Here is a 14,553-nt window from a genome sequence, read left to right as displayed (position 1 = left end):
TACGAACAATTCTTTTAAACATGCGAACACAACTTTTTTCCGGTCTGCTATTGATGATGGTGTCTGCCCTGACTGCCCAGCCATCCGGTCTTGCTGACCTGATCAATCCCCTGATGGGAACCGACTCGAGGTTTGATATGTCTCATGGAAATACGTATCCATCCATTTCCTTACCCTGGGGAATGAACAGCTGGACTCCGATGACCAACAAGATGGGAGACGGATGGACTTATCAGTACAGTGCACAAAAGATCCGGGGTATCAAACAAACGCATCAGCCCAGTCCCTGGATCAATGATTATGCAGCATTCTCTCTGATGGCAGTGACCGGGAAACTGAAATTTCAGGAAGAAGAGAGGGCCTCCTGGTTTTCGCATAAAGCGGAGGTCGTGCACCCCTATCATTATTCCGTGTACCTGGCGGATTACGATGTAACCATGGAAATGGCTCCTACCGAGCGTGCCAGTCATTTCCAGTTCACCTTTCCCATGGCTGACTCTGCTTTCATCCTGCTTGATGCATTCAATGGAGGATCCATGGTCCGTATAATACCGGAGGAACGGAAGATCATCGGTTATTGCCGGAATAATCACGGTGGTGTGCCTGAGAACTTTCACAACTACTTCGTGGCAGTGTTTGACCATGATTTTGAGATCACAGACACCTGGTCTGACGAATGGCAGCTGGTAAAGAACAGCCGGCTGGCAGAAGGCGATCATGTAGGCGCTATCATCGGATTTTCTACAAAGCGCGGAGATCAGGTTCACGTGAAAGTGGCTTCCTCCTTCATCAGCCCGGAACAGGCTGAGCGCAATCTTAAACAGGAAATCGGGAATGATACCTTCATAGAGACGAAAGAAAAAGCTCAGGGCGTGTGGGAAAAAGAACTGGGCCGGATCCAGGTGACCGATGATCATCCGGAATTGGTGGAAACTTTTTATTCCTGCCTTTACCGGATGATGTTATTCCCCCGAGAATTTTTTGAAATCGGAGACCGCGGTGAGGTCCTCCACTATAGCCCCTACAATGGCACCGTACAACCGGGATACCTCTACACCGACAATGGATTCTGGGACACCTTTCGTGCAGTCTTTCCCTTCTTTAATCTGATGTATCCTTCCCTGACCACCAGGATCATGAAAGGCCTGGTCAATACTTATAAGGAATCGGGATGGCTGCCGGAATGGGCCAGCCCGGGACACCGTGACTGCATGGTGGGTTCCAATTCTGCGTCATTAATTGCTGATGCTTACCTGAAAGGCAATATTCCTGATGAAAAAGACGCGGATATACTGTTGGACGCTATGCTTAAAAATGGCAACATACCGGATGGCAGGCCGGTCAGTTCGGTGGGACGCGCTGGCGTCGAATATTATAACGAACTCGGTTATGTACCCTATGATGTAGGTATCCCTGAAAATGCTGCCCGTACCCTGGAGTACGCGTACGATGATTTTGCATTGGCACAGATGGCAGCTAAAATGGGTAAAAAAGACATAGCCGACCGCTTTTACCGGCAGGCACAGAATTATAAAAACCTCTTTGATCCGACGCACAATCTGATGCGTGGCAAAAACGAGGACGGCCAATTTCAAACTCCTTTTAATCCACTGAAGTGGGGTGATGCTTTCACTGAGGGCAATAGTTTACATTACACCTGGTCCGTATTTCAGGATATCCAGGGTCTCATCAATCTGATGGGTGGAGACCAACCCTTTGTATCCATGCTGGACACTGTTTTTGCGATGGCCCCTAATTTTGACGACTCCTACTATGGCTTTACCATCCATGAGATACGTGAAATGCAAGTTATGGATATGGGGAACTATGCCCACGGCAATCAGCCGATCCAACACATGATCTATCTCTACGATTATGCCCGCGAGCCATGGAAAACACAATATTGGGCCCGTCAGGTGATGCGAAAATTGTACAGCCCGACTCCGGACGGATATTGCGGAGATGAGGATAACGGACAAACTTCCGCCTGGTATGTATTCAGCGCACTGGGATTTTACCCGGTCACTCCGGCATCGGACCAGTATGTTATCGGAAGTCCGCTTTTTGACCAGATCACATTAAAGCTCGAAAATGGGAAGACCATGACCATCGTGGCCACCCAGGATGAAGCAACGGATTATTACATCCAGTCGCTGCAGCTCAATGGTAAGCCTATCGATCGCACCTTTCTTACTTACCCGGAAATCATGCAGGGTGGTACACTCCATTTTAAAATGGCCGATCAGCCTGATAAGCGATGGGCTACCGGAAAGGATAGTGTCCCCTTCTCAATGACAAAAAACTAACAAGGTCATTCCCGGGAGAACACCTGCACCTGATTGGTCAGTAAACCAATAGGCTCGATTTCAATCAGCACCTGATCACCGGCATTCAGGGTAAATTGCGGCGGTGGGATGATACCCGTACCGGTCAGCAACCAGACGCCATCCGGAAAGTCCATCGAATGATTCAAATAGCCTACCAGGTCTATAAAACTGCGCTTGATCTGATCTACGGTCGTCTCACCACTAAAAATAACCTGACGGTGCCGCTCGATCATCATCTGGATACGCGTTTCCGAACTCAGTGGGCCATCCGGGACATACAGACAGGGACCCAGGGCCAGACTGCGATCGTACACTTTTGCCTGAGGTAAATACAACGGATTTTCACCCTCGATGTCACGCGAGGACATATCGTTTCCAATGGCATAACCTTCGATGGTCCCTTCGGAAGACACCCATAATGCCAGTTCAGGCTCGGGCACATTCCAGGTTGAGTCCTGCCGTATGTGTACTTTCTCATGGTTGCCAGAAACCCGGTGTGCCATGGACTTAAAGAATAGTTCGGGGCGATCCGCCACATACACCTTATCGTAGAAGGTTGAACCACCGGACTCCTGGGATTCCTCCATGCGTGCATCCCGGCTGCGGTAATAAGTGACACCAGCCGCCCAGACTTCCTGCTTGTCCAGGGGAGGCAGGCAATGGGAAAGCTCAGGGGGCGCAGCTAACTGGTCCCAGTCCTGATGATGTAATTCCAGCCAGCGATACAAATTGACATGATTGGAGACCGCGCTCCAGGATAATCCTGCCGGAGCCTCCCACCAGTTGTTGTCCTGATGCAGATAAATTTGTTCCGGGGTACGATACAAATACCATGAGGCAGCCATAACTATTGGATTGGGGGATGAATGAAATGTTCTACATCGAGGACCGTCACCCCAAGCACCGTCTGCATGATCTGATTCAGGGTTCCGGCATCCCCGGTAAAATGAAAGGTGCGTTGCAGGTGCTGGTAAGAGGCTCCTGGTTGCAATGCCAAAGCCGGTGATGAAGACTCGATCTCAAAAAAAGGTCCCAGTTGTCCTCCTCCTTCCAGTGGGCCATCGTTGTACGAATTGATCACATCTCCGTCGTACGGATTAGTGTCTGTGCCCCAAACGGAATTTACATAGACCGATTGAGTATCCACGGGCCCTATCTGGATGATGGTGAGTGTCTGATGATCCGGGTCATAGCTGCCGGCAACCTGCCTCGCCCGTAGAGGAGGTATGCCAATCTTACTGCGATAATGGCCATCGACTTTGAACAATAGGTAATCTTCGTTGACCTGCAAACGGTCATCTGGAATATCTCCGAAATAGTTGGTACGCACCACCATGCCGTATTCGCTTTCATCACCTGCCCGGAACGGGATGATCACGGCACCATTCTCCGCAGGAGGAAACATATCGAGTATCCAGACAGAAGGTAAACCCTGCTCAGCCGTCCAGGCTGTCTCCCCGGTGTTCTGAACTGCATTCTCCGAGCTGTACCCTACCCATCGCACTCCGTTAGGCATCTCCATATTCAGGGCATGCTCCACACCCGCCTGATCAAGCAGACGTACGGATCTATCCACCTGCACCGACAAGGGAGTACCGGCATAATTCGGAACGGTAAATCCTGAGCGGCAATGGATGTAAGTGGGATCCTGCTCTACTATATTAAAAGGATCACGGTCAAACGGGCCGGGCACCACCCAGTTGTCAAATGTCTGCGGCTGGCCTGGAGCAAAATACAAGGCATAGGGACCACCTTCCGGACCAAGCCAAAAGCGGTCTTCTCCTCCGTAGGGGTTAAACTGTGCACTGACTTCACCACTCTTCAACAGGTCATAATTCACCCAGCCAAAACTCCTGCCGCGGCGACCTTCCGCTGAAGAAGTAAATACCCTGCTTTGTAAAGCCGGAGAAACCAGCAATTGTTGATTGCTGTCCGCTGAGGTAAGCAATACCAGATCTTTGACATGCTCACCCAGAAATGATTGATCATAACCAAAATAACCCGGGTCCATGTAAAAGGGCGGTTTACGGCTGCACTGGGTCAATACCAGCATAGCCATGATCAGAGTAGCATAGTTGATCCGTCGCATCATATGATTTGCTTTTCCAAAGGGAAAATACAACCTTCCCCGCCAAATCTGGTAACTGGATGACACAAACCATTTATACAACTGTTTGTTAAGACCAATATGCCAGAATTACCTGAAGTCAACACCGTTCAAAAACTATTGCATACCGAAGCGGTAGGCCAGCAAATCCACCGCGTTGAGGTATGGGATGAGCACATCCTTCGGAATATTTCCGGGGATGAGTTTATCCAGGCCCTTTCCGGACGACCCATCACCGGAACCTATCGCCGGGGTAAATACCTTTTTGCATTGCTGGATAAGGGACAGTCGGTTTTACTGCACCTGAGCATGACCGGTGATCTGCGTTATTATCAGGATCCGATGGAGCGCTCCCGATACGAACGATTCAACTGGCAGTTATCCAATGGGCTCTATATCGGATATGATGACCCACGTAAGTTTGGCCGTATCCTCCTGCTGAACGATATCCATGCCTACATCAATGAAACCGGCCTGGGTCCGGATGCACTCGAAATAGACGAATCGGAGTGGCTGGCCAAAATGAAAGGAAGAACCACGGCTATCAAGGCCTGGCTGCTGGACCAGTCCATACTTGCCGGGGTCGGCAACCTGTATGCCGATGAGATCTGTTATCAAGCCAGGGTTCATCCGGCATCTATAACCGGTGCTATCCCCCTCAAGAAACAAAAGGAGCTCTATGAGCGAATGAAATCCATCCTCACGCTGGCCTGTGAGCGCGATGCTTACTACAAAGTTTATCCGGAGGACTGGTTCTGGAAATGGCGGGAGCCGGGAGCCAAAAACCCTAATGGTCCCGGAGTAGCGGAGTCTGCCAAAATCGGGGGCCGGACGACCTATTTTGTGGAAGGGTGGCAGAAGCGGTATTGAATAATTAATTTATCCTCTACACAGGCAAATCTTAGTTCACCCCTGCCAGAGCAGACAGGAAGGATTGATGCATTTTGCTGATTCTAAATCCTGGTTAATATCGTAGCAGGTGGCTGCCGCTTCATGCAGCCTCACAAAAAATCAAATTTTTTTTATAATCACTTGCGAAACCGAACAGTTGCGCATATATTTGCAACCGAACGGTTTCTTAAAATAAATTGCAGCACATGAGAAGAGATGTTTTCCAGGCTATAGCAGATCCAACCCGCAGAGCGATAATCACCTTAATTGCTTTAAGGGCAATGACACCGAATGCAATGGCCGAGCATTTCGATATGAGCAGACAAGCCGTATCGAAGCACTTACGGATTTTGACCGAATGCCAGTTGGTCAAACAGGAACAACAGGGTAGAGAAATTTATTATTCACTTGAAATGGATAAAATGAAAGAAGTCGATAAATGGCTGAGCCAATTAAAATCCATTTGGGAAAACAAGTTTAATCAACTTGACAAAATATTATCAAAGCTTAAAAATCAAAAATCATGAATAATCATTTGCTGTTTGATTTTAATGTTGACAAAAAAACGAATACCATTTTTGTCCACAAAGAATTTGATGCCGGGCTTGATCTGGTTTGGGACGCTTTTACCAAACAGGAAATTCTGGATCTGTGGGGTGCTCCGGAGCCCTGGGTAGCACAAACCATACGTATGGAGTTTAAAGTGGGTGGACGCAGGTTTTACAAAATGATAAGTCCCGAAGGACAGGAACATTATTCCGTTCAGGACTATACATCCATTTCCCCTAAGACAAATCTCAAATACCTTTCAGGCTTTAGCGACAAGGATGAACACATTAATCAGGATTTCTACGGGTCGGAAAACGACTTGAAATTCAGCGAAGCAAATGGGATTACCACGGTGCGTATCAGCATCAAATACAAATCACTGGCTATCCTGGAAATGATGATTGAAAAAGGTTTCCGGGAAGGATTTACATTAACGATGAATAAAATCGATCACTTAATCAAATCCGGAACATTGACAACAACACCTTTTAACCTTTAATCAATTAAATATGGCAACAATTAATCCTCACATTCATTTTAATGGAAATGCAGAAGAAGCATTTACGTTTTACAAGTCCGTCTTCGGCGGAGAATTCACAAAATTATTGCGGTATGGGTCCATATCCAGCCCTGAATTTCCAATAGCGGACCATGATGCCAACCGGATCATGCACATTGTCCTCCCGATCGGAAAACACACCCGCTTAATAGCGAGCGATGTTTTGGAAATGATGGGAAAGGTCAGTGAAAATGACAACAGAAATACCATTTCAATAAGTGCGGAAAGCCGGGAAGAAGCTGACCGTCTGTTTAATGGCCTATCTTCAGAAGGTGCTGTAGAGATGCCTATTTCCAACGGACCATTAGGTGTCTATTTTGGCATGTTTACCGATAAATATGGCGTGGAATGGATGGTAGAATATGACTCCGCAAATTAAATCCTGAATAAAATCGACGGATTATTTCCAACTAAATGGTAATAGATCGAGGTGCTTTCTATTGCCATTTTTTATTTCAACCCAAATCATGCGTACACAGCCATTCTATTTATTAGCCCGGGCATTAACAAATCCTCGGCAACTGTTCCCCTGCCAGCATAGCAACGACACGTTTACCACCTATTGAGCTGTTCAGGACGACCTGACCCGGATGTTCATCCACCACACGTCCGATGACCGATGCAAATTTTCCCCCGGGAAATTGCTGCAAGGTTTTAACGACTGCATCTGCCGTACCGGGTGCGACAATTGCTACAAATATCCCTTCATTGGCTACATAAAGCGGATCCATTCCCAGTAGCTCACAGGCACCTTCCACTTCTTCCAGCATCGGGATCTGTGTTTGCTCCAGCCGGATTCCGAGTTTCCTTTGCGATGCAGCCTCGTTTAATGTTGAAGCCACCCCACCCCGGGTCGGATCCCTCAAAAACCGGATATCCTCTCCAAATTGATCCAATAGTGCCCACACCATATCGTGAACCGGTGCGGTATCGCTTTCCAGCGTTGTCTCAAACTCCAGTCCCTCACGCACCGACATAATGGCCATGCCATGACTGGCAACCAAACCGCTGACGACGACGACATCACCGGATTTGATCCTTGAAACACGAATGTCTGCATGCGGATGCACCAGTCCAATGCCGGTCGTATTGATAAAAATACCGTCGCCTTTACCTTTTTCAACAACTTTCGTATCACCGGTCACAACCTGCACACCGGCAGTCTTACCTGCCTCACGGATGGCTAACAGTATCTCCCAATATTCCTCCAGCGCAAACCCCTCCTCCAGGATGCATGCCAGGGTCAGATACTGTGGTTTGGCTCCACACATGGCCAGGTCATTCACCGTGCCATTTACAGCCAGATCCCCGATATTTCCTCCGGGAAAAAAGATTGGAGAGACCACAAAACTATCGGTCGTGATGGCCGTTTTCCCTTTCAGGTCAACGATCGCACCATCGTGTTCCTCACGTAAAAACTCATTCTGCAACACTTCAAAAACACCACTTTTCAGCAACCGGTGGGTCATCAGGCCCCCACTTCCATGTCCCAGCTGAATCACATCAAAATCCATCTTTGGGACCGGGCATTGCAGCCGCATACTCAATTTTTCAGCCATGGACCGTCTCGTTTTTCATTTGAGCAAAATGATAATAAGCAGCGCAAGCGCCTTCCGAACTGACCATGGGTGCGCCCAGCGGATGTTCGGGTGTACACCCTTTGCCAAACTGAGCGCAATGGAAAGGCTTACGCAATCCCTTAAGGATTTGTCCGGCGATGCACTCAGGATGCTCAGGAACCTCCCGGTGGCCAAGATGAAATTTTAACCTTGCATCGTACCGGCTAAACTCCTGGTCAACCTCATAGCCACTGCCTGGTATCTCACCTATACCCCGCCAGATCCGGTCTGAGGTCGTGAATACTTTTCCGATAACCTTCCTGGCCTGAGGATTTCCTGCCGCCTGAACGACTCGCGCATATTGGTTGTCTACCCGGTAAGTGCCTTCTTCTAGCTGCTTTAAAGTCTCGTAAATCCCTACGAGTAAATCGATGGGTTCGAATCCGGTCACCACAATAGGCACCTTGTATTTTTCAGCGATCGGGTAATATTCCTCTATACCCATGATCGTACATACGTGACCGGCGGCGAGAAAACCATCTACTTTGCTTTCCGGATCGGACAGTATGGCCTCCATGGCAGGAGGTACCAATACATGAGAAGTCAGTATGCTGTAATTTTCCAGCCCCATGGCATCCGCCTGGATGACCGACAGTGCATTGGCCGGGGCAGTTGTCTCAAAACCTACGGCAAAAAATACAACCTCTTTATCCGGATTCTTCTGGGCAATTTTAAGGGCATCCAGGGGAGAGTAAACCATTTGCATATTGGCTCCATTGGCCTTGGCTTCCAAAAGAGATTCTTCAGACCCTGGCACGCGGAGCATATCACCGAAGGAGGTCACGATGACTCCTGGTTTATAGGCCAGAGCGATGGCATCATCAATCAGGTGAAGCGGTGTGACACATACCGGGCATCCGGGGCCATGAACCATGGTTACCTGCTCTGGTAACATTTCAAGGATCCCGTTCTTCACCAAACCATGAGTCTGTCCCCCACATATCTCCATGATGGACCAGGGCCTGGTCACCAGTTGATGGATCCGTTTGACATACTCCTGAACCATCACAGCATCACGGTATTCGGTCAGATATTTCATACTCCATCGGTTTTGGGCTCCGGTCCGAGTTCATCCTCCAGTTCACCCATCGCTTTCAACAACTCAAACGTTTTACGGGCTTCTTCTTCATCGACAACACTGATGGCCACACCTACGTGGACCAATACATAATCATCGACCTGCGCATCGGGAACCATACTTAGATTTGTTTCCCGCTGGATCCCGCCAAAAGAGACCTTCCCGGTCCGGAATGCACCATTCAGATGCTCCGTGATCGCAGTGATTTTTCCCGGTATTGCCAAACACATAATCTTAATTTTTTTTGTGCATCAATTGCTCGAAGTAGAAGCATCAAATGCTTTCATCAATTGGTCCCTGACAAAACCTTGCTGTCCTACTTTCTGATAATGGACCAGTTGACCAAAGGATATGCCTTCATCGTTCGGAGACAACTGTTTATGAAAATACAAATTGTATTGCGAAGGTTTAAAATGCAGAGCCATATCCACCAGCAATCCATTCTGCCAAACGCCCCCGCTCATTGCCAGGTGTTCAACCTCCGGATGCATTCCCGCTTCATCGAACATCCAGCCTATCAGGGTACGATGAAATCGCGCAGCACGTTCAGGCACCGCAGACTTGTCGTGAAAAAGAGCCATCAGAAGCTCAGCGCCATCCCATCTTAATACACCGTAGGGTTCCAGTTCCCACCCTATCCGCCGAATACCTTCCCAGGCCTGCGCTTCCAGTTTCATGGCAATTTCCCCCTCAAAGGATTGATGTGTTCCCAACTCCAGCAGGCATCCGGCTGCGTCGAACAAGCGGCCCATACTGGAGGTCTGGATTTTGGAATCATTCTCCAGGAGTTTTTGGTAAATGTTCCAGGCTGATCGGCTGAACTTCGTTTCCAAATACGCCAGGATGGTTGGATTGCCGCCGCTGAATGCCAATGCCGGTAAGCGGGCATCCCGTGCCATCTGATCACCGGCCAGGTGTGCTACATAATTTAAATGCCCGGCCCGCCGGAGTTTACCTTTCTGATACATAAAACATTCACTCCCCCAGGTCTGGCCATCATGGCCATAACCCGTGCCATCCCAAATGAAACCAAGAATGGGAAACTCCCGATCGCACAACGAATGCTCCTCCAGTACAGCCATAAAATGGGCTTCATGGTGTTGAACCTTCAGGATAGGCAAGGACAGTTCTTCCGCCAACCGTTGCCCCAGCAAGGTACTGGCATATTGCGGATGGCGGTCAACCAGGATGACCCGGGGTTCCTGACCGGTCGTTCTTAGCAAGTGGTCAAGCGTATGCTCATAAGCCTGTTGAACTTCGTAATGGTCCGTATCTCCCAAATATTGGCTGACATAACAATTGTTTCGGTGTGTAAAGGCAAATGTACTTTTAAGTGCTGCTCCCATGGCCAGAACTCCGTCTTGCATCGGCTGTGATGAAGGGAGGATCAGACTGGGTGCAAATCCGCGGCTGCGCCGGAGGATCACAGGTTGGCGGTATACTGGAGAATACCGCATCACGCTGTCGTCCTGCGGTACAACAATGGTCCGGTTATTGACCAGGAAAAAATCTGCAATACCTTCTAATCCGGCAATTGCTTTTTCATCCTGGTAAAAGATGGGAGAACCACTTTTGTTTCCACTGGTAGCGATCAAAGGCCTGCCTGCCTCTTTACTGATCAGGTCAAGCAATGGTGTATAAGGCCACATGACCCCTAACTGATCCAGGCCGGGAGCCACCAGGTTTCGTTGCAGGCCGGAATCGGGTTCATCGCTCCGGAATGGCAGTAAGACGATGGGGGACTCGGGACTTGTCAGTTGTTTCCACGCCAGGTCGGAAAGCAGCACATCGAGCTCCAGCTGGCTTTTATCACCATATAAAACCGCAAATGGCTTTGAAGGCCGGTGTTTACGTTCCCTAAGCTGCTCGATAACACGGGCTTGTGTGGCGTCACCCATCAACAGATAACCTCCCACTCCTTTTACGGCAACAATAAATCCGGACAATAAAGCCTGGACCGCAGAATTGACAGCCACTGTCTGATTCTGATGCAACACATTCCCAGTGGCGTCACACCAGCTCTGTAAAATTGCACAATCCGGACACGAATTGGTCTGCGCATGATGCCTTGGATCCAGGGGATCATTGTATTCTGACTGACAAGTGGGGCACATCGTAAATGGCGACATGGTTGTCCCCGGACGATCATAGGGAAGCGATTGAATGATGGAATAACGGGGCCCACACTGTGTACAGGTGATGAACGGGTAGTGGTAACGTCTGTTCAACGGGTCGTGCAATTCATGACGGCATTCCATACACAAAGCCAGATCAGGAGTTAACAGCACCTCTCCCGGGCCTGAAGCTGCGGATTCTATAATCTGAAATATGGCCAGGTCATTGACTTTTTCCAGCTCCGAAGTAAACGACGTGATGATCGATAATGCAGGAGGCTTGATCCGCAGATGGTTTTCAAACCGGTCCATAGACTCCTCATCTCCGGCGATGAGAATATGTACACCATCAGGACCATTCTTGACCCAGCCGGCTAATTGGAGTTGAACCGCCAGGCGATAGACAAATGGCCTGAATCCGACCCCTTGTACCCGGCCTTTTATATGAATGCTTCTACCTAACAATTGCTACGTTATCTATGATAGGGTGTTATCCTGAGTCAACCGATCCGGCTCATCTCCTCTTCCAGCCATTGATACCATTGGTCCATGCCCTGTCCGGTTGTTGCTGAAAGCTCCAGGAATTTGAGATGATGATTGACTTGCAGGGCATAGTCCTTTGCTTTATTCACGTCAAACTGAACATAGGGCAATAAGTCAATCTTATTGATAATGCAAAGTTGCGCGCTGTGAAACATATCCGGGTATTTGATGGGTTTATCATCACCCTCCGTCACACTGATAATGACGACGCGCTTTGCTTCTCCCAAATCAAACAATGCCGGACAAACCAGGTTACCCACGTTTTCAATGAATAATAAACTGTTGTTAGCTGGTTTAAGTTGTTGCAGTGCTTTCGAAACCATGTCCGCGTCCAGATGACATCCTTTCCCGGTGTTTATCTGAACCACCGGGGCACTGGTAGCAGCGATCCGGCTGGCATCCTGCGAAGATTGCTGATCCCCTTCGATCACGGCACAGTCCATTTTACCCTTCAGGTCTGTGAGTGTTCGCTCCAGCAGGCTGGTCTTACCCGATCCGGGAGAACTGACCAGGTTCAGGGCCAGAATAGACTTGGCCAGGAAGTACCCGCGGTTGCGTTCTGCGAGTAATTGATTTTGCTGTAAAATGTCCACTTCGAGATCGACCACTGTTTTCGGGCTGGTGAAATGCACATGCGGATGGCCATGATCTCCATGGCTGTGTATGTGCCCTGTTTCATGATGGTGGGAGCCGTGATCATGATGGTGATGGTGTCCGTGGTGGTGATGTTCAGTGGCAGTAGCAAAGGGAACCGGTCCCATGGTTTTCATGGCAGGCAGATCAATTGCTTTCAGGTTTCCTCCGGAATTAAATAAGGTAATTGTGATGCCATCCGTATCACCACATCCACAAGTTGAACACATAACAGTTGATATTTAGTCTTCGGCCGTAGCCAGGGTTAATGATTTGATCTTTAATTCCTTACCAGCGATCACATCCGTGAAGTAGCTGTTGCATCCGGGACAGGGTGTGTATAAATTTGACATGGGAAAAGTGGATCCGCATTCCAGACATCTCCCCCTACCGGGTATGTGATTGATCTGTCTTTCTGCTTTCTGTAATACCGTACCCGGCACGGCAGCTTCCCAGGCAAATTCCAATGCAGGCATCTCTATACCCGCTATTTCTCCGATATCCAATTCAATGGATTCGACACCCTGTGCATTATGAGCCTTCACCGTATCGTTGGCAATATCCAAAATACTCATCACGATTGAAAGCTCATGCATTTCAACTGGATGATTTTTTGGTGCTGCGCACTAGCCAATAACTGATGGCCACAATTGCTACCACAAGTATCCAGGCGTGCTCCAGTGAACCGGTGTAATGGGTCAACGACCATCCATTGCCTATCCCATGTCCGGGATGAGCAATTAAAGTGAATGGTAAGAGACTCAGCAGAAGAACTACAATTCGAATTGGTTTCATAGTAAAGAAGGGTTTGATTTTAACTGCTCCGGTCACAAAATATCAGAGCAATAACAAATTTAAAATTTTCAGCATCCTAAATAGATCCTACATCATCATGCGCGATTATGATGTATGTCATCTTTAATCCGTATAGATATCAATTAATTTAAGATGTTTTTTGATACCATTTTCAAAACGTTTTGAATTCATAAAAAATGGCTCCATCATCAACCAGCGTTAAGCGTCCTACCTACTACGAAGATTTACGAAGAAGAGGTTATTCCCGCCGGGATTTCATGAAGTTCACGACCATGATCGCAGCCTATATGGGCCTTGAATCGACCGGCGTGGCTCAGATCACCGAAGCTTTAATGACCAAACCGAGACTCCCGGTAATCTGGTTGCATTTTCAGGAATGCACCTGTTGCAGTGAGTCATTTATCCGGTCTTCTCACCCGATCGTTGCGGACATCATCCTGGATAAGATCTCCTTGGACTATACGGAAACATTAATGGCAGCCTCCGGTCACCAGGCCGAAGCATCGATGCGCAAAACCATGGAAGAATATCCGGGTGAATATGTACTGTGTGTCGAAGGTTCTGTACCAATGGGTGCTGATGGTGCTTATTGTTGTATCGGAGGAAAATCGGCGATCGATATCCTTCAGGAAGCTGCTGCCGGAGCCAAGGCTATCATTGCCTGGGGCTCCTGCGCCTGCAATGGTTGCGTTCAGGCTTCCAAACCGAATCCTACCGGAGCTACTCCTATTCACAAACTGGTCAAAGGCAAACCCATTATCAAAGTACCTGGTTGTCCGCCTATCGGCGAAGTCATGGCCGGGGTGCTGGTCCACGTGGTGACATTTGGCCGGATTCCTGAATTGGACCGCGTAGGCAGACCCAAAGCATTTTATAGCAAGCGGGTACACGACACCTGCTACCGCCGTCCATTCTACGATGCAGGGTTGTTCGTTGAAAGTTTTGATGATGAGAATGCCCGCAAAGGGTATTGCCTTTATAAAGTGGGATGTAAGGGACCAACGACCTACAACGCCTGTGGAGTGACCAAGTGGAACAATGGTACCAGTTATCCCATTCAATCCGGTCACGGCTGCATTGGTTGCAGTGAAGAGAATTTCTGGGATAATGGCCCATTCTACCGCAGGCTTTCCAGTTTCCCGGGTTTCGGTATCGAAAGCACCGCCGATGAGATCGGAGCCATTGCAGCCGGTGTTACCGCAACAGGTATTGCGGCACATGCCATCGGTACCAACATTATGAAGAAAAAAATCATTCAGAGTCACGTTCAGGAAGGCCGTACCAGCGCGGAAGAATTAGATCATGAATGATCTGTGA

15 protein-coding genes are annotated in these 14,553 nt (G+C 48.6%); 6 read left to right on the top strand and 9 right to left on the bottom strand.

All coding sequences use genetic code 11. The features are described 5' to 3' along the window. Window positions 1-20: 20 nt before the first annotated feature. Window positions 21-2,306: a glycoside hydrolase family 92 protein gene (locus tag H6570_04140; protein ID MCB9318448.1), complete on the top strand. Its 2,286-nt coding sequence runs from the start codon at window positions 21-23 to the stop codon at window positions 2,304-2,306. Window positions 2,307-2,311: 5 nt separating this feature from the next. On the opposite strand, the gene H6570_04135 is transcribed toward H6570_04140, so the two are convergent. Together H6570_04135 and H6570_04130 are read right to left on the bottom strand one after the other, a co-directional pair. After that, window positions 2,312-3,172, bottom strand: a complete 861-nt coding sequence (locus tag H6570_04135; GenBank protein ID MCB9318447.1) for a fumarylacetoacetate hydrolase family protein — start codon at window positions 3,170-3,172, stop codon at window positions 2,312-2,314. A gap of 2 nt (window positions 3,173-3,174) precedes the next feature. Further along, window positions 3,175-4,419: a hypothetical protein gene (locus H6570_04130; GenBank protein MCB9318446.1), complete on the bottom strand. Its 1,245-nt coding sequence runs from the start codon at window positions 4,417-4,419 to the stop codon at window positions 3,175-3,177. A gap of 96 nt (window positions 4,420-4,515) precedes the next feature. On the opposite strand from H6570_04130, the gene H6570_04125 reads away from it, so the two are divergent. The 4 genes from H6570_04125 to H6570_04110 all read left to right on the top strand — a co-directional run bounded on the left by H6570_04125 (window position 4,516) and on the right by H6570_04110 (window position 6,812). Further along, window positions 4,516-5,304, top strand: coding sequence for a DNA-(apurinic or apyrimidinic site) lyase (locus H6570_04125; protein MCB9318445.1), 789 nt, complete (start codon window positions 4,516-4,518; stop codon window positions 5,302-5,304). Between the two features lie 227 nt (window positions 5,305-5,531). Next, on the top strand, window positions 5,532-5,852 hold the full coding sequence (locus H6570_04120; protein MCB9318444.1) for a winged helix-turn-helix transcriptional regulator: 321 nt from the start codon (window positions 5,532-5,534) through the stop codon (window positions 5,850-5,852). Next, window positions 5,849-6,373 (top strand): SRPBCC domain-containing protein, encoded by a 525-nt coding sequence (locus H6570_04115; GenBank protein MCB9318443.1) that lies wholly within the window; start codon window positions 5,849-5,851, stop codon window positions 6,371-6,373. The genes H6570_04120 and H6570_04115 overlap by 4 nt, the downstream gene beginning before the upstream one ends. 10 nt (window positions 6,374-6,383) lie before the next feature. Continuing rightward, on the top strand, window positions 6,384-6,812 hold the full coding sequence (locus H6570_04110; GenBank protein MCB9318442.1) for a VOC family protein: 429 nt from the start codon (window positions 6,384-6,386) through the stop codon (window positions 6,810-6,812). 124 nt (window positions 6,813-6,936) lie between these two features. On the opposite strand, the gene hypE is transcribed toward H6570_04110, so the two are convergent. From hypE to H6570_04075, 7 genes are read right to left on the bottom strand one after another with little or no spacing between them, the layout of a single operon-like run. Further along, the gene (gene hypE / locus H6570_04105; GenBank protein MCB9318441.1) at window positions 6,937-7,974 is read right to left on the bottom strand and encodes a hydrogenase expression/formation protein HypE; all 1,038 of its coding nucleotides are present in this window, start codon (window positions 7,972-7,974) and stop codon (window positions 6,937-6,939) included. Between the two features lie 10 nt (window positions 7,975-7,984). Then, the gene (gene hypD, locus H6570_04100) at window positions 7,985-9,091 is read right to left on the bottom strand and encodes a hydrogenase formation protein HypD (protein MCB9318440.1); all 1,107 of its coding nucleotides are present in this window, start codon (window positions 9,089-9,091) and stop codon (window positions 7,985-7,987) included. Beyond that, window positions 9,088-9,360 carry a HypC/HybG/HupF family hydrogenase formation chaperone gene (locus tag H6570_04095; GenBank protein MCB9318439.1) on the bottom strand — a complete coding sequence of 91 codons (273 nt, stop codon included), beginning with the start codon at window positions 9,358-9,360 and terminating at the stop codon, window positions 9,088-9,090. The genes hypD and H6570_04095 overlap by 4 nt, the downstream gene beginning before the upstream one ends. A gap of 21 nt (window positions 9,361-9,381) precedes the next feature. Further along, the gene (gene hypF, locus H6570_04090; protein ID MCB9318438.1) at window positions 9,382-11,709 is read right to left on the bottom strand and encodes a carbamoyltransferase HypF; all 2,328 of its coding nucleotides are present in this window, start codon (window positions 11,707-11,709) and stop codon (window positions 9,382-9,384) included. A gap of 35 nt (window positions 11,710-11,744) precedes the next feature. After that, a complete protein-coding gene (gene hypB, locus H6570_04085) occupies window positions 11,745-12,650 on the bottom strand; it encodes a hydrogenase nickel incorporation protein HypB (GenBank protein ID MCB9318437.1) in 906 nt (301 codons plus the stop codon). Window positions 12,651-12,662: 12 nt separating this feature from the next. Next, window positions 12,663-13,016, bottom strand: a complete 354-nt coding sequence (locus tag H6570_04080; GenBank protein MCB9318436.1) for a hydrogenase maturation nickel metallochaperone HypA — start codon at window positions 13,014-13,016, stop codon at window positions 12,663-12,665. 1 nt (window position 13,017) lies between these two features. Continuing rightward, window positions 13,018-13,215 (bottom strand): hypothetical protein, encoded by a 198-nt coding sequence (locus H6570_04075; GenBank protein ID MCB9318435.1) that lies wholly within the window; start codon window positions 13,213-13,215, stop codon window positions 13,018-13,020. A 197-nt stretch (window positions 13,216-13,412) separates the two neighbouring features. On the opposite strand from H6570_04075, the gene H6570_04070 reads away from it, so the two are divergent. Further along, window positions 13,413-14,546 (top strand): hydrogenase small subunit, encoded by a 1,134-nt coding sequence (locus H6570_04070; GenBank protein MCB9318434.1) that lies wholly within the window; start codon window positions 13,413-13,415, stop codon window positions 14,544-14,546. Window positions 14,547-14,553: the final 7 nt, after the last annotated feature.

Source organism: Lewinellaceae bacterium (assembly GCA_020636135.1).
GTDB lineage: Bacteria > Bacteroidota > Bacteroidia > Chitinophagales > Saprospiraceae > JAGQXC01.
Note: the sequence above shows the minus strand (reverse complement) of the source record. Positions and strands in the feature narration are given on the sequence as shown.

Bases quoted from the DNA above. Each gene is read 5' to 3' on its own strand.
- H6570_04140 (MCB9318448.1), top strand. From the start codon at position 21: ATGCGAACACAACTTTTTTCCGGTCTGCTATTGATGATGGTGTCTGCC.
- H6570_04135 (MCB9318447.1), bottom strand. From the start codon at position 3,172: ATGGCTGCCTCATGGTATTTGTATCGTACCCCGGAACAAATTTATCTG.
- H6570_04130 (MCB9318446.1), bottom strand. From the start codon at position 4,419: ATGATGCGACGGATCAACTATGCTACTCTGATCATGGCTATGCTGGTA.
- H6570_04125 (MCB9318445.1), top strand. From the start codon at position 4,516: ATGCCAGAATTACCTGAAGTCAACACCGTTCAAAAACTATTGCATACC.
- H6570_04120 (MCB9318444.1), top strand. From the start codon at position 5,532: ATGAGAAGAGATGTTTTCCAGGCTATAGCAGATCCAACCCGCAGAGCG.
- H6570_04115 (MCB9318443.1), top strand. From the start codon at position 5,849: ATGAATAATCATTTGCTGTTTGATTTTAATGTTGACAAAAAAACGAAT.
- H6570_04110 (MCB9318442.1), top strand. From the start codon at position 6,384: ATGGCAACAATTAATCCTCACATTCATTTTAATGGAAATGCAGAAGAA.
- hypE (MCB9318441.1), bottom strand. From the start codon at position 7,974: ATGCGGCTGCAATGCCCGGTCCCAAAGATGGATTTTGATGTGATTCAG.
- hypD (MCB9318440.1), bottom strand. From the start codon at position 9,091: ATGAAATATCTGACCGAATACCGTGATGCTGTGATGGTTCAGGAGTAT.
- H6570_04095 (MCB9318439.1), bottom strand. From the start codon at position 9,360: ATGTGTTTGGCAATACCGGGAAAAATCACTGCGATCACGGAGCATCTG.
- hypB (MCB9318437.1), bottom strand. From the start codon at position 12,650: ATGTGTTCAACTTGTGGATGTGGTGATACGGATGGCATCACAATTACC.
- H6570_04080 (MCB9318436.1), bottom strand. From the start codon at position 13,016: ATGCATGAGCTTTCAATCGTGATGAGTATTTTGGATATTGCCAACGAT.
- H6570_04075 (MCB9318435.1), bottom strand. From the start codon at position 13,215: ATGAAACCAATTCGAATTGTAGTTCTTCTGCTGAGTCTCTTACCATTC.
- H6570_04070 (MCB9318434.1), top strand. From the start codon at position 13,413: ATGGCTCCATCATCAACCAGCGTTAAGCGTCCTACCTACTACGAAGAT.